Genomic DNA, 18160 nt, shown 5'->3' on the forward strand with positions numbered 1-18160 from the left:
GATTGCAGTGAGATGATGGGGAACGATATGTCTAATGAACCAAGGGCGCGAATCCCCGCCAAACCCGACTTCCCGCCGTCGTACACCTCTTCGCTGGTGTCCTCCGGCGAACCGCTAACCGCATCCCCACCCACCGGTGCGCTGCCCGCGGTGGCCGCCGCGCAGACGCAGGCGCAGACAGTACGCTCCAGCGCCAGCATGGCTGTTGGCACGCTGGTATCGCGCATTCTGGGGTTCGTCAAGGCCATTGTGCTGGGCATCGCGGTGGCCGGGACCACCGCGGGCAATATCTTTGAGAGCTCCAACTACCTGCCAAACCTGATCTTCATGCTGGTGGCCGGTGGCGTCTTCAATGCCGTTTTGATTCCGCAGATCGTCAAGGCGAGCAAACAGCCGGACAGGGGCACAGATTTCATTTCCCGGCTGTTGACGCTGGGAATTGTGGGCCTGTTCACCCTGACAGCCCTGGTGGTAATACTGGTGACCCCCATCACCTCGCTGACCACCGCCTATTCGGGCAAAGACCTGGAGCTGGCCATCACTTTCGGGCTGTTCCTGCTTCCCCAAATCTTCTTTTATGGGCTGTACTCGCTGCTGGGGCAGGTACTCAACGCTCACAACGCTTTCAAGGCCTACGCTTGGGCCCCCGTACTGAACAACGTGGTGGCCATTGCGGGGCTGCTCATGTTCATTGCGGTGGCGGGCAGTTCCGCCACCACCGAGCATACGGTGGACAACTGGACGTCCGGACAAAGCTGGATTTTGGCGGGGACGGCGACACTGGGCATCGTGGTCCAGTCGGTGATTCTGCTGGTTCCCGTCCACCGCCTGGGCCTGAAGCTGCGCCCACGCTTTGACTGGCGAGACACAGGCTTAGGTGCCACCGCCAGGATCGCCGGTTGGGTGATGGGCACCATGGTCATTGGCAACCTGAGCTTCATAGTTATCTTGCGCATCGCCACCATCCCCATTGCCAGCATGACCGGCGGCGGTGCCGACGCGGACTCCGTCATTCCCGGCCCCTATGCACTCAACCGCGCCGTTGAGTTGTACATCATGCCGCACTCCATCATCGCGCTGTCGATCGCCACCGTCATGTTCACGGCCATGGCCCGGGCTGCCGCCGCGCATGACTTTTCCAAGCTTCGCTCCTCACTGTCCGGGGCCTTGCGCACCACGGGTGTGGCCACGGTGTTTGCCGGTGTCGCCCTGTTAGTACTATCGGGCCCCTTCGGCATGCTCTTTGGCGGCAACAAGGAATTTGCCGGACGGCAGATCGCAATCGTGCTGGCCATCCTGGCTATCGGGGCGCCCTTTTATAGCATCAACTTCATTTTGAACCGCGTGTTTTATGCGCAGGAAAACGCCAAAACACCCTTTCTTATCCAGTGCATCATGGTGGTCATCGGTTTGGGGACCGCCTTGCTGGCCGCGCTTCTGCCACCGCCGCTGATCATTTACGGGATCGCTGCCAGTTACACCATCAGCAACCTTTTGGGGCCCCTGGTCAGTCACCTGTTCTTGCGCGCAAGGTTGGGCGACTATGGCGGCGGATTGATCTTGCGCGCCCACATGCGCTTCCTGGCGGCGGCCCTGGTATCCGGGCTGGTGGGCGAGCTGGCCCTGAGTTTCTTTGGCGGTTCCGATCCCGGCGGATTCATGTGGCATTCCATCACGGCTGCCGCGGCGACACTCGCCGTGGTGGGGACGGTCATGGCCGTGGTTTACGTGATCATGCTGAAGGTTTTGCGTGTGCGCGAACTTGACGACATCACCGCCCCACTGCTTTCAAAAGTGAGGTCACGGCTTTCACGCAGTAAGTAGCCCATCACCGTTTCACTCGTGCAGTTCAGTGTAAACTCCTGTTTCTTCAGCTGCGTCCTATAGAATCATTGAGATTATGGCTGAGTTCATTGGTTTCAGTATCAGCCATCCCAAAAGTTACAAGGAGGACTTGGTGCCACAAGCAATCGACGTGGGCTCCATCCTTGGTGGCCGCTACAAAGTGACCGGCCGAATCCTGGCCTCCGCCGAGGACGACATCATTTTGGACGGCCTCGACCAGGTTCTAAACCGACCGGTCAGTATACTCGTTTCTGCTGTGGAAAACTCGGGAAATCTAACCCAAAGTGCGCGTGAAGTTGCCACTGGTGAACGCATGTCCGCCGTGTCCATTTTGGATCTGGGCACCCAGGACGGATCCACCTATCTGATCGCGTCCAGAACTTCCCCGGCAGACCTCCTCGACCTGGTGGTTCCCACCGAGCTCGCGGACGAAGACGTCTACCGCGAACCATTTTTCACCGACACCTTGGGCACAGAAATCTTCGGCTCGGCGCGTGACGACGCACCCAAGGGTGGGCCCTACGTCTACGAGGACAACACCCCCCTGACACCGGCACACCAGTACCCTGCCGTCCTTCCCATGCCGGCGACCCCGCCGCCAGCAGCCCTCCCCGCGGCCACCGCAGCCCACGCAGCGACCCCGGCAGCCGCCGTCGTGCCACCCAAGGACGCCGCCCCAAAGGTGACCTTGTGGAGCGAGGACGACTACGGCTTCATCAATGACGACCACAACGCCGCAACCAGCCAGGGACGTAAGGGTGGCACATTTCCCGCCGAGGTCCTCGCGGCTAGCGGCGACTTTGACCCTGCCGAAGACTTCGACGAGGACGACGAAAATGCCCCGCGGACCGGAGGCCGCTGGCTCACGGGCATCATCGTCGCGGTTTTGGTGGTGGGCGCCCTGGTGTTTGCCGTCTCACACATTGGCTCGCTGATAAACGGCGGAAACCTCGCCGGTGACACCAGCCCAGCCACCCAATCCCAGTCTCAGACCACCGCTGGCGCGGAAACCTCCAGCGTTCCACCGGTGGCCCCCGTGGTGCCCCCTGTCGTTGTTGGCACCACCGACGTCACCACCTATGTTGCCGGGGCTGCACGTTATGGCGATCAATTCATCCCGCGCCTAAAGGATGCTACCGACGGCAACAAGGGCACATACTGGCCCACCGTTGAATTCTCCAACGACTCCTTCGCCGGTGTCACTGACAGCATCGACCTTGCCATTGAATTGCAAGCCGAAGCCACCATTGACTCGGTGACCATTAACCAAATTGGCGGTTCCGGTGGGCAATTCAACGTCCTCACCAACAGCGCACCTTCGCTTGATGGTGCCACGAAGATTGGCAGCGGCTCCTTTAGTGCACCTGACTTCACCTTGAAAGCAGCCCCGGGAGTGAAGGCCAAATACGTGATTATCAGCTTCACGCAATTGCCTAAGCTGCAACCTTTTGTGACCTACCCCTACGGTATGAAGATCGCGGAAATCAGTATCAAGTAGCCGCAGCCGCCCCCTTATGCGGCTCAGTGGCCTTGTTACCGGTCTGCACGGAATAACCTGATCCACAATTGGGTTATGAACTAACGAATACCCACGGCCATGGCTGCCTTGGTTGAAACGATGAAGGAAGAGGAACACTTACCCGTGACCACGCAAGCTACCCCCGCCAGCGATGTCCGCGACGTTATCATCGTCGGCTCCGGCCCCGCGGGCTACACGGCCGCCATCTACACCGCCCGGGCAGACCTCAAGCCGCTCATGATCGCCGGGTCCGTCACAGCTGGTGGCGAATTGATGAACACCACTGATGTGGAGAACTACCCAGGTTTCCCCGACGGCATCATGGGTCCGGACCTGATGGAGAACTTCGGCAAGCAGGCCGAGCGTTTCGGCACCGAGGTCATGTACGACGACGTTGCTTCCCTTTCGCTTTCGGGTGCGGTCAAGACCGTAACCTTGGCAGACGGCCAGGAGTTCAAGGCACGCACCGTCATCATCTCCACAGGCTCCGCCTACCGCGAGCTTGGCGTTGAGGGCGAGAAGCGCCTGGTTGGCCACGGCGTAAGCTCGTGCGCCACCTGCGACGGTTTCTTCTTCAAGGGCCACAACATCGCCGTCATAGGCGGCGGAGACTCCGCCATGGAGGAGGCCATCTTCCTGACCAAGTTCGCCGAGTCAGTCACCGTCGTGCATCGCCGCGACACGTTACGCGCCTCCAAAATTATGGCCACCCGCGCACTGAACCACCCCAAGATCAAGTTTGTGTGGAATTCCGAGGTGGTGGGAATTGACGGTGACGCCAAGGTGACGGGTATCCGCCTGAACAACCTGGTCACGGGCGAGAAGAGTGATCTTACCGTCACCGGCGTTTTCGTTGCCATCGGCAACGATCCCCGCGTTGACTTGGTCAAGGATGTCTTGGATCTGACGGACGCTGGGACCATTGCAGTCTCGGCTCGCTCTTCCAAAACCTCTATCCCTGGCGTATTCGCCGCCGGCGACGTCATTGACCCCACGTATCGCCAGGCCATCACCGCGTCCGGTTCAGGCTGTGTTGCTGCACTGGATGTGGAGCACTATCTCGCCGAGCTGGATTCCTAAGAGAAAGTAGTCTGAGAATGAGCAATGCAAAAAATACTACCGATGCCACCTTCGCCGACGACGTCCTCAATGCGGAAATGCCCGTCATTGTCGACTTCTGGGCAGAGTGGTGCGGTCCTTGCCGTAAAATCGGTCCCATCCTTGACGAGATCTCTGTTGAGTACGCCGACAAGGTCCAGGTCATCAAGGTCGACGTTGATGCCAACCCGGCCATTTCAGCCAAGTATGGAATCACCTCCATTCCGGCCGTATACCTCTTCCAAGGTGGCGAGGTCAAGAGCACAGTCATTGGTGCCCGACCCAAGCAATACATTGAAAAAGAGTTTGCCGAGTACTTGAAGTAATTATTGCCTGATAGTTAAATGGGTGTGGGCCGGACGATATCCGGCCCACACCCATTTGGGCCAATCCGTCCAGTTCTCCCAGATTGATCCTAAGCACCAAAAGTGGAGGCCTGGCCCGGTGGTCCAGCCGGTCGAGGCCCGTGTTTCACGTGGAACATGAAACCGTCCTAGGAGAGCGTCTTCGCCATTGTGATAGAAGTTGGCAGGTAGCCCAGAGAATCATAGAGGGTCCGGGCCACCGTATTGAACCCGAATACGTGCAGCCCGAGTTCCTTCCCGCCGCGACGCTTCGCTTCCGCCTCGGCCAGCAGCATGGCCGCCCTTCCGAAACCCTGGCCCCGGTGTTGGGAATGGACGCCGATGTCCCACACCCACCAGGCACCGTCCCGGGCCGTCGATTCCGGACCTATCCACAGGAACCCCACAACCTCACCATCAGCGACAAGCTCATTGACCAGATGCCCTTCCGCGGGTTCACCGTCAGGGAAATACTTGGCATTGTCTGCCGCAGAATTCGCGCGGGCCAGTTCCGCAGATTCGCCCGATCTCATCCGGTCCTGTGCATAGTCCTCCAAGCACCACAGGAGCCAGTCCTGAAGTTGCTCGGCTGTCATCGGGCGAAGGCTAAGAGTCATGGATGTAAGTCTTCCACAATCACCGTTCAGAGTCTTAGGATCCACCTACTTCAACTCCATGGCCAGAACGGCAAACACAGCCTGGGACCCGCCAGAGCGATTCGACGGCCACGAACCGTTCCAGCGACTCGAACCCCGGCGCGTACTACCTCAGTACCCTGGACCTTTTGTGGGCTGCATTTTGCTCCCGCAGCCTGGCCACCTGATCGGGTTCAGTGTAGTCGGGTCCGCAGATCATGCGCAGCTACTCCCGTCCGCGGACCTTGAGTCCGGGCTGGATCAGCCGATTGCCGTCGGGGGTGAGTTTTGCAAATGGTTTGACCAACATCCCCTCCCCTCCGGCAGCTGTAAGGTCCAGCCACCGTTGTGTTCCCCTTTCAAGCGCCGCTGGCTCGCTCAGGTCGACGCTCAAGGATTGTGTCCTGCGGATCCGCTTCGGTTCAGCCCCTCCCAGTCGATCCAGAACCTTGAGGTGCCAGGGATGATCACTTCCGGTGTTTGTTCGCCCCCTTCCGATGCCTGAGTCTGGAAAGGGGCCAGCTGGACACTATCTAGGCCATTGGAGGGCGCACTGTACCGTCGATACGCGGCCACATAGTCTTCGGCATCCCGCGTCAGCACGACCACGGTCAGGAACCCCATGTGCTTCTCCTCGCAGATGACGTGCTCCACCCCTTCGGCCCGGTAGGCGGCATACGCTTCCCCGGGATGCTCCAAATATCCGACTTCCTTCGTTGCCCCCGCAGGGCTCATGGTTGGTGTCAGGTATGGCATCCACCGCGGATCTGCCCCCGACCTGCTCATGACATCCTCAACCTTGAGCATGCCGGGTGCCCGTTCCTGCACCGTGGGCTTTGTCGCGGCCACTGGTTTCATCAGGGCAAACCAGACTCTTTCTGCCGGTACCACCACCACTTCCCGTGCCGGATAGCGAAGGGCCGTCAGCTTGCGTCCAAAGACGACGCCCGTGTCAAGACACATGCCCCGTTACCTTTTTAGTAGCCCCTTAAAGAGTAAGAATTGGGGTTGTTGGCCTGTCGGTCCCGGCAGGATTAAATCCCCCCGTCATTGATGATCAGGGGGGTGTTGCCGCCGGGATCCGATAGGCGCCAGTGGATCGCTAATGGGGGCCGGACCAGCACAGCGAACCACCGTGTAGGTCAGCCGTAACGAAAGATGTCGAGCCTTGCCGCCGCAGGACAAGCCAACGAAGGTTTCACAGGACACTATTTCTGGGAGGTTTGCGTTGATCAAGAACCATGACGAAGTCGATATCTTCATTGGTGTTGATGTGGGCAAAAGCAATCACCACGCGGTCGCTATCGACCGAAAAGGCAAGAAACTCCTCGACCGGGCCCTGCACCAGGACGAGGCCAAACTCCGTGCCATCATCAAGTCCGTAGGAGGCAAGGGCGCGGTGTTGCTGGTCGTGGATCAGCCTTTGACCATTGCTGCGCTGCGGGTCGCTGTGGCCCAGGCTGAGGGAATCTTGGTTGGCTATATTCCGGGTTTGGCGATGCGTCGCATCGCGGACCTGCATCCCTGAGAAGCCAAGAACGATGCCCAGGATGCGGCCATTATTGCTGAAGCAGCCCGGTCTCTGCCGCATACGCTGCGTTCGATTGTCCTCGCCGATGAACAAGCCGCTGAACACTCCATTCTGTGCGGTTTTGACGACGATCTGGCCAAGCAGGCCCCCGCGACCTCGAACCGGATCCGAGGCCTACTGACTCAAGTTCACCCAGCCCTGGAACGTGTCATCGGCACGCACCTGAATCACCCTGCCATGGCCGAGTTACTGATCAAATACCCAACCCCGGAAAAGCTGCGCAAGGCCGGGCAACCCCCCGTGGCGACACTGCTCGCCAAGTACGCGCCACGAGCAGGAAACCGTTGGGCCGCCGATGTTTTTTCGCCTTGGGCGAGCAGACCGTCGTCGTCGCCGGAACCGGTGCTGCAGGCATTGTTCTGCCCCTACTCGCCGCAATGCTCAAGCAACTGCGCACCGCTAGGGATGAGCTCCTGACCCAGGTTGAAGCGCTCGTGGAGGCCCACCCTCTTCACCTCGTCCTGACCTCCATGCCCGCGGTCGGCGTCAGGACAAAAGCACGCATCATCACCGAGGTTTCGGTCAAGGAATTCCAGACTGCCGGCCACCTCGCTTCCTACGCCGGGCTGGCACCGGTGACCTGGCGATCGGGCACTTCGATCCGTGGCGACCACCTCTCCAAGAAGGGCAATAAGTCCCTGAAGCGGGCGTTCTTCCTCTCCGCGTTCGCGGCACTGAAAGACCCACTCTCCCGGGCCTACTACGACAGGAAACGAGCCGAGGGAAAACGCCACAACCAAGCCCTAATCGCCCTCGCCCGACGCCGCTGCGACGTGCTCTTCGCGATGCTCCCCAACGGCGCCCTCTACGACGTCCCGACCACCAAAATTACATAACCACTCAAAGAAAGCAGCTACCGGACACACCCCGGCAGCCACTACTCCATGCCCAAAAATACCTCGACAATATTTTTGAAGAAGAACCGCCAAAACCCTTGACGAAAAACATAGGGCCACCCCTTACCCATTCCGCCTCCAGGTGGGCGAATGTCCATAGAGAACTGTTGCCTTTCCCCTGTAGTCTTCGGCCCACGGTAGCCGCACCGGCAGGCCGTAACCCATAGTGACCTTCTTCACCTTCAACGCACATACCAGCTTGTCCTCATGGTCTCCGGGCACGGCGTATGCGTGTGCGTGTGCGTTGCCGCCCAGGCCCGTCACCAGCCGCAGTACGCCGGGACTGTCCAGGCCGCGATCCACCAGGTCACCAACAAATGTGGCCCTGCATCCCATCGGGTGCGACGCGTCCACGGCTCGCACCCGACAATGGTGTAGCGAGAGTGTCCAGCAAGCTGGAACGGTCCCCCAGGCAGCCGTGGACGTCCCCAATCATGCCAAACGGACCGGTAGCTGCAGTGAAGTCGTTGAGAAGCGGTTCCCGTCTGAATCTGTCCTCCGCAATCTCTGACTCACTGATGATGACGTGGATTTTTTTGGAATCCCTCCCTGCGCAGGGACTTGAGCGAGCGCCGTAGTCGGTCCAGTTGCCGGCGACTGACACGCTCATCCAGCCGCCTGTCTACCCTCTGGCCGTTCCGCGCCAGGCCAGCCTTACAGGTAGGTCGAGCACCACGGCGACAGTGAGCACATCATGGTCCCGTGCCAGTTTGACCAGGGCCCGCCTGGCATCAGCTTGCGCGTTGGTGGTGTCTATGTACCCGCTCCGCTCGCCCCCACAAGCACTAGGAGGCAAAACTTCGGGATGCCAAGTTCCGCCAAAGTTAGATCCACCTGAAAGTTGCAAGTTCGGTGGTTTTCACCCACGGGCCGAAATGCCACTGTGCATCCGTAGCCGCTCAAAGCGGTGGTCTGGATGTTGCATGGCACCGGCGGGCAACTGCGGGTACAACGGGTTGCATTCCACGTTGGGGGTGGTGATAATGACAGCTCCCGGTCTGGCGTGCCCAAAGATATTGCCCAGCAGAACCGGCAAACGCTAGGGTTCTAGGTGTTCGATCACTTCCATCAGGACCACCGCTTTGTTTCCGGCTCTCCTAGCGTCAATGTAGGTAGCTGAGCTGTGGATCAGGCGTAGCCGTTCGCGTTGGCGGTCACCAGGCTCGTCCATGCGCAGCGTCTCCGCTGCCCGGAATTGGCTCTGTCGGATACGTCAGCGCCAATGATCTCCGTGAACCGGGGCTCAGCTACCAGCCGCTGCGTGAGTGTTCCGTCCCCGCAGCCAAGATCCACCACGCGTTAGCCCTGTACATCATGCTGTCCCGCCATAACCCTCTCCGCACACAGTCTGTGGAACGGGGCGGGAATCTTCCCGCAAACCTCTGTGGGGCGGGAGGTATGTCACCAGTGGCCTGCCCCTTCCGGATCGTTCCTGCCCGGTTGAGCAGTTGGGAGGCGACCTCGACCATCCCCCGCTGGTGGGCCAGATACTTGTTCATGAGAATTTCTCCGTCTGGGTACCCTCCCAGCCATCCTTAACCGGCCCTCAGTAACTTGCCGACTTCGTCGTCGCCAACCCAATAGTGTTTGGAATCGTCCATGACCGGAAGAAGTCCATAGATTTGGCGCACCGCATCTTGCAGGCGCAGCTTAGCGGCAAGTTCAACTTTGAAGTAGCTATATTCATCCAGTCCGGGAACGCTGGATCAAGGCGATGCCCTGATACCACGCGCCCGCCGAGCGGAGCAAAGAGCCGCGTGGCCATCTCCTCGCCTCCCTTGACCGGGACGGGTTTCGACCTGGCGGTCAGATCCATGGCCGACACCGCGAGATCAGGCCGCTTTTCACACCACTCGTTCATGGCCGTGCGAGACAGCTGCCCCGGGGCCACCGCCGCCATGGAGGATGACGTTAAGGTCGGTCGTTCACATATTCGTCCAGGGAGGCAGCATCAGCTTTCTGACTCCGGGGTAGAACACATGGACCTGCCAGACGCTTGCCTCAATTGTCTGGACCGTGGCCGGGTGCTTCCGGAGCAGGTACCCAAGGTCCGTCGCGTCGGGCCATGTGTAGGTCTTGGTCACGAGCAATGAGTCCCCCAAGGCCGAATACTCCTCCGTTGCGCCAACCCTAACTCTATCCCCGGCTGGTGGCAGTCCCCCCAGCGACGCCAGCATTCAGGTAATCAGGTGCGCACCTCATGATGTGGGAAATGCTCGCGAAAACTCGTTCCACGGCCGTGTGCCTGGTTGCTATGGACCCCATGATAATGTTCGATCCCCAGACCTCCCTGGGCTTTCGTGCTCACTGGTGCTGAAGCGTGTATGACAGGCTTCGCCGGTATCCAAAAATGCGGCGCCACGGTTTCGCAGGATGCTGACAATTTCTGGTGGTCTTCTTGTTTCACGTGAAACAGCATCCAGCAGTTTGGTCCGGCGTTGCGCTCAAGGATTTGCGCCATGCAGCTTCACGACCTGCATCCCCATGCCACATTCGACGGTCTCGGCGACGCATGGTGGTCAGTTGAACCAGATGACCATGTCTGCTCCCTACACATGAGCGATCGACTGCCGCTGGCTCAATGCATCAGTAGATTCTCCAATGTCAATAGTGATTCGCGCGCTTTGACCTCGTTAGGGGCGGGGCGCGGCTGACAAGAGCACTCACGACGTGGTTGCGGACGCCTGCGGCCTGCTCTAGTCTGCTAGTCATCCTACTTCCGGCGCCGACCAGAGCCTATGCCCTAATGATCTGGCATCTTCATCCGCGACAGCGTCCTCCCCGAACTCACGTCCACAGGCCACGGGTACTTCCTGCCGGGTCTGGGCATTAGTCCTTCTGCGGTCTTTGAATCCCGAGGACTCGGCGGTATGAGCTAGCCGGGTGCATGGGTTGAATTGCCGAAGGTCCTCTCATTCCCAACCGAGTCCTCTGCCAAGGGCAGTGAAAAGCATGACTGGGCTTATCGAATGTCGCCCGCCGCCGCCGGAAGCTGTTCTGCGGGAAGTACGCATCGGCTGCTTGTCCACTATTCGACCCGAGAGTGCCCTTGCACAATTTCCTTACCGCAAGCCGGTAGTCAACCTTCTTGTATGAGAAATTTTCACTTGCGCCTGCGTCGGATTCACGCCGCTGATGAACGAACGCTCCAGCTCGCCGCAGCTTTCCGGCCGATGTGGGTGCTGCATAGGCGGGCTACCGCGGAACCTACTTCTTGGCCCGGGAGCATAAATTAATGCATCACGCCACGCCCCAGAGGCTTCCTGCAATCGTGAATATTCGGTTGCAGGCGGACTAGGAGCGCGAAGGCAGGTATTCGCATGGACTCCGGGTGAGGTCCGGACTCCTGCACCCACCAGGTCCGGTAGTGCGCCCATGGACTGTATCTGGTTCTGAAATACCTATATGTCCAGCGGTGACGTAGGCATCTACGTGCTGGTATGAGGGTCAGTCGATAGATGTTCTCCGCGCACGGTTTAGCGGCGTTGTTTCACGTGAAACGTAGTATGGTAGCCGTCACTCATCCGTAGAAGCCGAAAAAAGGAGCTGGGGTCCAGTTGCCCCTGCAAGCCACGAGTTGATCTCGAGTGGGGTCCGGGCTCCCTGCACGTCCAGTAGGCCATGAGGGGGCCCCTGATCCCGCTATGGCTATGGCTATGGCTATGACTATGACTATGACCCACTCTGAACTCACCGTGTGGCGCTCCCGGTGCTGGCGTGCCCGTCATTTAGTGTGCTCGACGAAAGGTATCACCTCCCAACAATATTTTCCGTAAAAAGATGTTCGGAGAGTCCAAATTCTCGCCACGGATTGAGCTTCACGCAATCCGGAACGTAGGCGTCACCGCGACTACTGCCCCGTATTTCTGGGTAACAGTACCAACATAGCCTCTGCCGAACTATTGCTGGGAAAAGTTCGCCCCTAGGTCCCCAGCCCGCCGGCTGGTCATAGGCGAGTGACTGTCATCATTCCGCCGAGGCACGACGGGCCACGCGTCGCAGCTGTGGGCCCGGAGCTGCTTAACGGATAAATGCTGGTCTCTAGTAACGATTCCCCTCAGTCATTCATCCACCGACTTTCCGAGAACTATCTGGTGACTCCCCGTGCGTAATCGTCACTCGATGGCCCGGCGGTCAAGGGCCTGGCGCTCTGCCATAGCCAACCTGTTCAGAATCATGAATGACCAATCCACCAAGATGTTTCACGTGAAACCCGATTCTGTACGAGGAAAAGAATAATGTTGTCGAAATCAGGGAAACGGCCGCAGAATTGCCCCGAACTTCGTATCGCCCTTCACAATATTTTTTTGTTTAGAATCGCTCTCAGAGAATCAAACAGAATCAATTTGGTCAGCAGAAAAGGTCGTGTTGTTTCACGTGAAACAACACGACCCTTCGGCGAAAGGACTTCTAGTTGGAACCGGGGGCGAGGACATCCATGATCCGGTTCAGGTCCTCAACAGAGGCAAACTCAATGCTCACCTTGCCCTTTCGCGCGCCCAGAGAAATCTTAACATTCGTGTCAAGGCGATCAGACAAGGAGCTGGCCAGAAAGTCAAGGCGCTCATGCCGGGGGCTCGGTTTGGTACTCCGGTCCTTCTGCGCATCAGCCGGGACCTGGTAAAGCTGAACCGCCTCTTCCGTTGCCCGCACGGACATTCCCTCGGAAACGATCTTTTGTGCCAAAAGCTCCATGGCGTCAGTCCCAGGCAAGCCCAATAGCGCCCTAGCGTGACCTGCCGAGAGTACCCCCGCAGCCACCCGACGCTGAACCACAGGCGGCAACTTCAGCAGTCGAAGCGTGTTGGAGACCTGGGGCCTGGAGCGCCCAATCTTGTCTGCCAGCTGCTCGTGTGTGGTTCCGAAGTCCTCAAGGAGCTGTTGGTATGCTGCAGCCTCCTCCAAGGGATTCAGTTGGCTACGATGAAGGTTTTCAAGCAGTGCATCACGGAGTAGATTGTCATCGCTTGTTTCGCGAACGATAACGGGAATGGTTTCCAGGCCGGCGGCTTGGGACGCACGCCAACGGCGTTCACCCATGACCAATTCATAGGGCTGGTCACCCTTTTCAGTCGACTTGCGGACTACAATCGGCTGGAGAATGCCGATTTCCTTGACGGAATGTACCAGTTCTGCCATGTCGTCTTCATCGAAGACCGTCCTAGGCTGCTTTCGGTTGGGGTGGATTTCCCCTACGGGCAGCTCCATGAACCGTGCACCGGGAACCTCTACAAGCTCAATCGCAGCCGGCTCAGGGACTTTTTTAGTCTCCCGCGCAGTGCCTGCAGTTTTCCGGCCTTTGGGTTCCGGAAAGAAGAGATCTACTGGACGGGTCGGCTGTGATGAGGAACCCGAATCATCCGAGGATGAATTGGGTATCAAAGCACCTAAGCCGCGACCAAGGCCTCTACGCTTTTCGGTCATTGACATGTCCTCCATTGAATGAGCCCCTCAAAGTGCGAGCCAGATGAAATTCTTAGTTTGGGTGGAATCCAGGATGGCATTCCCATACTTGCATTCTAGCGTTCAGCCAGTTCCGCTGCGGCTTCCAAGTAGGACAACGCGCCGGTGGACGAAGGATCGTAAGTCATGACCGTTTGTTGGTAACTGGGAGCCTCCGAGATCCGCACTGAGCGCGGAATCAGGGCCTTCAGAACCTGCTTAGGGAAATGTTCCCGCACGTCCGCAGCTACATGGGCGGCCAGATTTGTGCGTCCGTCGTACATCGTCAACAGAATCGTCGACACCACCAAGTCAGAGTTGAGATGCTTTTGGATCATTTCAATGTTTTTCAACAATTGACTCAGACCCTCCAGTGCGTAGTACTCGCACTGAATGGGAATCATCACCTCGTTGGCAGCGACGAAGGCGTTGACAGTCAACAGTCCTAGGCTCGGAGGGCAGTCGATAAAGATGAAATCAAGGCGCTGTTCCCCATTTTCCTCACGATACTTCGTGTACTGATCGATGGCCCGCCGCAAGCGCTGCTCCCGAGCGACGAGGGAAACCAGCTCAATCTCGGCTCCAGCCAAATGAATGGTTGCCGGTGCACAATACAGGTTGTCAATGTCAGGACACAAAGCCACCACATCGGACATGGCAAAATCATTGATCAGGACATCGTAAATGCTGTCGATCTCGGCATGGTGCGGGACACCCAGTGCCGTTGAAGCATTGCCCTGGGGGTCAATATCAATAACGAGCACCTGAAGACCAGCTGATGCCAACGCGGCTGCGATATTAACAGTAGTGGTGGTCTTGCCAACGCCACCCTTTTGATTCGCCACTGTGAGGATACGGGTTCGCTTCGGACGAGGCAGTTTCCGGCCAAGGAGTCGCTCTCGCCGCTTTGTTTCGCTAACCAATTGGCTCGCTATGGGACTGCTGTCATCAAAGTCGTTGTCGAATGCCGAAATTCCACCAGGGTTTGTTTCACGTGAAACAAGATCTCCGTCCGAAGACTCAACCGTTTTAAGTTGATTTTTCAGTCGCGTCGCAACCTGCGTCCCGTTCCCGACTGAAGGTGAATCAGATCGTGCCGACCCCAACGACATAAACGGTGGGATCCGTTGCGAAGCTGCTTCGCTGTTGGTCACGCTGACACTCTCACTTTCATTTGGCTGTGTATGCCAGTCACTAGCCTACCGGTTCTCTTACACGGCATCGAGGATCAGCGCCGGGCTACCTTGATACGCACTACAGTGGTTGGTTCTTCCAGGATGTCGGCGCCTGCAAGTACTACCTCTGTCTGGACGCCACCGAGCTTTTTGATGGTTTTCGCAGCTTTGGTGACCTCCTCGCCAGCGCTACGCCCCTTGATGGCCAGCAGCACGCCCTTCCCGCCAAGTAAGGGGATGGTCAACTGTGCCAGGCTGTCCAATGCGGACACGGCCCTTGCTGTGACAACAGTGCATTCGACCTTGCCAATGGCCGCCTCGGCCCGGGCGCGGAGGATCCCCACATTGCCAAGACCAAGATCCATGACAACCTCTTCAAGCCAGGTCACTCGACGTTCAAGGGGTTCGATGAGAGTCACATACAGGTCAGGGCGGGCAATGGCCAGGCACAGCCCGGGTAGCCCAGCGCCACTGCCAACATCGGCGACTTTAGCTCCGTCGGCTATCAACTCAGCGACGACGGCACAGTTCAGGACGTGACGGCTCCACAGGCGAGGAACCTCGCGTGGACCAATCAACCCACGCTCAATCCCCGATGTGGCCAAGTGCTCCACATACCGTTTAGCCAGGTCTCGACGATCACCAAAAATCCGCTCAGCGGCAATGGCTTCTTCGACAGTTAGCTCTACCACAACAAGTGTCCCCTCGCGAGCGGTCCCGCCCACTTGCCTCATGGCACGCGAGCGGGACCGTCAATTTTGACTCTAATTTTTACGTTATGAAGCGGTGACGACGATGTGGCGGCTGGCGCCTTCGCCTTCAGATTCTGATTCCAAGCCAAGTTCGGCAATGGTGTCGTGAACAATCTTGCGTTCGTAGGCGCCCATGGGCTCCAATGCTACGGACACGCTGCCAGCTTTGATCGCAGCAGCTGCGTCCTTGGCAATCTGAGCTAGCTCGACGTTGCGCCGATCGCGGTAGCCATCGATGTCCAGGACCAAACGGGAGCGGTTCTCGGTTGCCGACAGTACACTCAGACGGGTCAGTTCTTGGAGTGCATCCAAAACTTCACCGTCCTGGCCTACCAGTGCTTTCAATGAAACGACTTCTTCATCGGCGACGATGGAAATGTAAGTGCGCCCATTGCGCACCTCGATATCAATGTCACCATCGATATCGGCGATGTCCAACAGTTCTTCCAGATAATCCGCAGCGATATCGCCCTCTTCTTCGAGGCGGTTTGCACCTGAGGCGTCGTCCTGGTCAACCAGAACCGGATCAACGTTGTCCTGCTCGGCACCAGCCCGGACAGCATTGTCCTGGTCAACAGTTTGTTCGGGAACAATCCCAGTTTCAGCAGGCATTATTTCTTCTTCCTGTTTTTACGTTGTGGCTGGCTCCGTTGGCGCTTGGCCTCAGGAATCTCTTCGATCTCTTCTTCGACCTTCTTCTTCGAAACTCCCAACAGCGGCAAACCCTTGGCTTCGCGACGTTTCTGGTATTCCTTGTAGGCGGGTGATCCTGGGGTGGGCATGCGGCGGATGACGAAGAACTGCTGACCCATGGTCCAAATGTTGGTTGTGGTCCAGTAGATCAAGACACCGATGGGGAAGTTCACGCCACCAATACCGAAGACCAGCGGCAGCACATAGAGCATCATCTTCTGCTGCTTCATGAAGGGACCCTGCATGGCTTCTTCAGACATGTTCTTGGACATGATCTGCTTCTGCGTGATGAACTGCGACGCTATCATCGCAATAATCATGACAATGGAGAGCACCACAACGGATACGTTGAGGTCACCACCTTGCAGTTGCGGCAGGAATGCCGCCGAGAGGGGAGCACCGAAAAGGGTTGCTTCATCAAACTGAGCAACCTGGGCGTGGCTCATGGCTCCAATGCCTATGCCGCTGCCATTTGCCTTGGCAACGCCGGAGAGAACCTGGAACAAGGAGAAGAAGAAAGGCATCTGGATCAGCATTGGCAGGCAGGCGGAGAACGGGTTGGTGCCGTGCTCCTTGTACAGGGCCATCTGCTCCTGCCCCATCGCCTGGCGGGAGAGCTGATCTGTTTTGCCCTTGTATTTAGCCTGCAGCTTCTTCATATCCGGCTGCAGTGCCTGCATGCCACGCTGGGCTTTGATCTGTTTGACGAAAACCGGAATCAACGCGGCGCGGATCACCAACACCAGACCGATGATGGACAACGTCCAGGCAAGGCCTGAGGCAGCATCCATCCCCAAGAAGGTCAGCCCGTCATGGAACGTCACCATGATCCATGACACTAGCCATTTGAAAGGGAACAGAATTGTATCGAAGAAGCCCATATTTCTTTATCTATCTCCTGAAGCCGCCGGGCGACTTTGTGTATCCGCCTGAGCTGCCAGAAAGAAGTCTGGGTGGTTCAGTTGGACAATGAACGGAACCTTGGAGGGATCATCCCAGTTGACATGTGCCGGCGCCGGGACCGGATCGATGCCGCCGGAATTCCAAGGATGGCAACGCACAATGCGACGTGCCGCATACCAGCTGCCTTTTACTGCACCGTGGACGGTGACGGCCTCCAGGGCATATGCCGAACAGGACGGAAAAAACCGGCACACCTGACCATAAATGGGTGAGATGAATCGCCGGTACAGTTTCAAGACAACTATCAGAATATTTTGCGGAAGATGCCACAAGAACCGTCCGACGACGGTCGGGCGGCTCAAAGCGCGACTCTCAAGCTTCGCTTGGGTCACGTTCATCATCTCCTTTCGACACAGCGGCCTTCATAACTGCCAGTGCTGGGGTGTCCCGTTGGCGATTTCCCGCCGACGGTTCCGCCACCTCCACCCGTATACGGGGGGAAACCTTGGAAAAAGCTCGTTGGTAGTCGTTGACAAGTTCGCCCCAAGTGGCGCCGGCTGCAGCGGGCAGGGCCCTAACTACAACATTGACACCATATGGATGGCTGCGAATTGTCTCGACAACTATTTCACGCAGTCTTCTCTTAACGAGATTGCGCGTCACAGCGTTCCCAACAGTCTTCGCCACAATGAACCCAACCTGGCTGGGGTCATCCGGAGAAGTGGACACCACATATAACACTAAGTTCCGGCGTCCATGTCGGACGCCGGAACGTACAGTATGTGAGAAGTCAGCGGAGGTCCGCATTCTATTTCTGGTGGCTAGCACCCTGCGATCAACTGCTACTTCTGTAAGGCTCGACGTATCGTCAAGCAGTTATTGGTTTAGGCCGACAGTTCGATGCGACCCTTGCCACGGCGTGCGGCCAAAATGGCACGACCGGCGCGGGTACGCATACGGAGGCGGAAGCCGTGCTTCTTGGCACGACGGCGGTTGTTCGGCTGAAAAGTCCGCTTGCTCACGGTAGTTACTCCAAGACAATCAAAGATGCGCCTTGCCCGAAGCTAACAAGGAAGAAAGGGGCCGACGCTAAGTATATGGATGCCTGCTTTTCACCTCTTGATAACAAGAGGTATGCGCAAGAGCGCAAAGTAGACACATGGGACTTCACAACGTTAGGTCATGGCGGCCCGCCGAGTCAAACTGCGGTAGTCCGGAATCAGGCCCCCGCAGGGGAAAATACCAACGATCCTCCCTCCCCACTGCC

The 18160-nt window shown here is 58.0% G+C and carries 18 protein-coding genes and 2 pseudogenes; 5 read left to right on the forward strand and 15 right to left on the reverse strand.

Annotated elements, in window-relative coordinates:
• The first annotated feature begins 27 nt into the window (after positions 1–27).
• The 4 genes from murJ to trxA all read left to right on the forward strand — a co-directional run bounded on the left by murJ (position 28) and on the right by trxA (position 4788).
• A complete protein-coding gene (murJ, locus tag AOC05_RS15375; RefSeq protein WP_157375005.1) occupies positions 28–1824 on the forward strand; it encodes a murein biosynthesis integral membrane protein MurJ in 1797 nt (598 codons plus the stop codon).
• A gap of 76 nt (positions 1825–1900) precedes the next feature.
• The gene (locus AOC05_RS15380) at positions 1901–3343 is read left to right on the forward strand and encodes a hypothetical protein (protein ID WP_062008075.1); all 1443 of its coding nucleotides are present in this window, start codon (positions 1901–1903) and stop codon (positions 3341–3343) included.
• 120 nt (positions 3344–3463) lie between these two features.
• Positions 3464–4444 (forward strand): thioredoxin-disulfide reductase, encoded by a 981-nt coding sequence (trxB, locus tag AOC05_RS15385; RefSeq protein ID WP_062009888.1) that lies wholly within the window; start codon positions 3464–3466, stop codon positions 4442–4444.
• Positions 4445–4461: 17 nt separating this feature from the next.
• Entirely contained in the window at positions 4462–4788 is a 327-nt protein-coding gene (trxA, locus tag AOC05_RS15390; protein ID WP_062008077.1) for a thioredoxin, read from the forward strand.
• Positions 4789–4955: 167 nt separating this feature from the next.
• Here trxA and AOC05_RS15395 read toward each other — a convergent pair whose 3' ends face one another.
• The 3 genes from AOC05_RS15395 to AOC05_RS15400 all read right to left on the reverse strand — a co-directional run bounded on the left by AOC05_RS15395 (position 4956) and on the right by AOC05_RS15400 (position 6404).
• Positions 4956–5423, reverse strand: coding sequence for a GNAT family N-acetyltransferase (locus AOC05_RS15395; protein WP_062008079.1), 468 nt, complete (start codon positions 5421–5423; stop codon positions 4956–4958).
• Between the two features lie 244 nt (positions 5424–5667).
• Positions 5668–5940, reverse strand: a complete 273-nt coding sequence (locus AOC05_RS19085; RefSeq protein ID WP_082358022.1) for a hypothetical protein — start codon at positions 5938–5940, stop codon at positions 5668–5670.
• Positions 5832–6404, reverse strand: coding sequence for a hypothetical protein (locus AOC05_RS15400; protein WP_062008081.1), 573 nt, complete (start codon positions 6402–6404; stop codon positions 5832–5834). The genes AOC05_RS19085 and AOC05_RS15400 overlap by 109 nt, the downstream gene beginning before the upstream one ends.
• Before the next feature lie 265 nt (positions 6405–6669).
• On the opposite strand from AOC05_RS15400, the pseudogene AOC05_RS19090 reads away from it, so the two are divergent.
• Positions 6670–7868, forward strand: a pseudogene (locus AOC05_RS19090) (IS110 family transposase).
• 123 nt (positions 7869–7991) lie between these two features.
• Here AOC05_RS19090 and AOC05_RS15415 read toward each other — a convergent pair.
• From AOC05_RS15415 to rpmH, 12 genes and pseudogenes are all read right to left on the reverse strand, one after another.
• Entirely contained in the window at positions 7992–8282 is a 291-nt protein-coding gene (locus AOC05_RS15415) for a hypothetical protein (RefSeq protein ID WP_197277839.1), read from the reverse strand.
• Positions 8283–8967: 685 nt separating this feature from the next.
• A complete protein-coding gene (locus tag AOC05_RS20440) occupies positions 8968–9099 on the reverse strand; it encodes a hypothetical protein (protein ID WP_257720348.1) in 132 nt (43 codons plus the stop codon).
• Between the two features lie 364 nt (positions 9100–9463).
• A pseudogene (locus AOC05_RS20865) lies at positions 9464–9828 on the reverse strand (hypothetical protein).
• 25 nt (positions 9829–9853) lie between these two features.
• Complete coding sequence (locus tag AOC05_RS20870; RefSeq protein ID WP_062008092.1) at positions 9854–10105, reverse strand: hypothetical protein; 252 nt, start codon at positions 10103–10105, stop codon at positions 9854–9856.
• A gap of 2233 nt (positions 10106–12338) precedes the next feature.
• Entirely contained in the window at positions 12339–13352 is a 1014-nt protein-coding gene (locus tag AOC05_RS15435) for a ParB/RepB/Spo0J family partition protein (RefSeq protein WP_062008094.1), read from the reverse strand.
• Positions 13353–13447: 95 nt separating this feature from the next.
• Positions 13448–14524, reverse strand: a complete 1077-nt coding sequence (locus AOC05_RS15440) for a ParA family protein (protein WP_230085389.1) — start codon at positions 14522–14524, stop codon at positions 13448–13450.
• 74 nt (positions 14525–14598) lie between these two features.
• Positions 14599–15237 (reverse strand): 16S rRNA (guanine(527)-N(7))-methyltransferase RsmG, encoded by a 639-nt coding sequence (rsmG, locus tag AOC05_RS15445; protein ID WP_062009890.1) that lies wholly within the window; start codon positions 15235–15237, stop codon positions 14599–14601.
• Between the two features lie 84 nt (positions 15238–15321).
• Positions 15322–15909, reverse strand: a complete 588-nt coding sequence (locus tag AOC05_RS15450; protein ID WP_062008098.1) for a protein jag — start codon at positions 15907–15909, stop codon at positions 15322–15324.
• A complete protein-coding gene (gene yidC, locus AOC05_RS15455) occupies positions 15909–16871 on the reverse strand; it encodes a membrane protein insertase YidC (protein WP_062008100.1) in 963 nt (320 codons plus the stop codon). The genes AOC05_RS15450 and yidC overlap by 1 nt, the downstream gene beginning before the upstream one ends.
• Before the next feature lie 6 nt (positions 16872–16877).
• Positions 16878–17294: a membrane protein insertion efficiency factor YidD gene (yidD, locus tag AOC05_RS15460; protein WP_062008102.1), complete on the reverse strand. Its 417-nt coding sequence runs from the start codon at positions 17292–17294 to the stop codon at positions 16878–16880.
• Positions 17266–17700, reverse strand: a complete 435-nt coding sequence (gene rnpA / locus AOC05_RS19095) for a ribonuclease P protein component (RefSeq protein WP_222440026.1) — start codon at positions 17698–17700, stop codon at positions 17266–17268. Before rnpA ends, yidD begins: the two co-directional genes overlap by 29 nt.
• A gap of 77 nt (positions 17701–17777) precedes the next feature.
• Positions 17778–17915 carry a 50S ribosomal protein L34 gene (rpmH, locus tag AOC05_RS15465; protein WP_062008104.1) on the reverse strand — a complete coding sequence of 46 codons (138 nt, stop codon included), beginning with the start codon at positions 17913–17915 and terminating at the stop codon, positions 17778–17780.
• Between the last annotated feature and the right edge of the window lie 245 nt (positions 17916–18160).

Source organism: Arthrobacter alpinus (assembly GCF_001294625.1).
GTDB lineage: Bacteria > Actinomycetota > Actinomycetes > Actinomycetales > Micrococcaceae > Specibacter > Specibacter alpinus_A.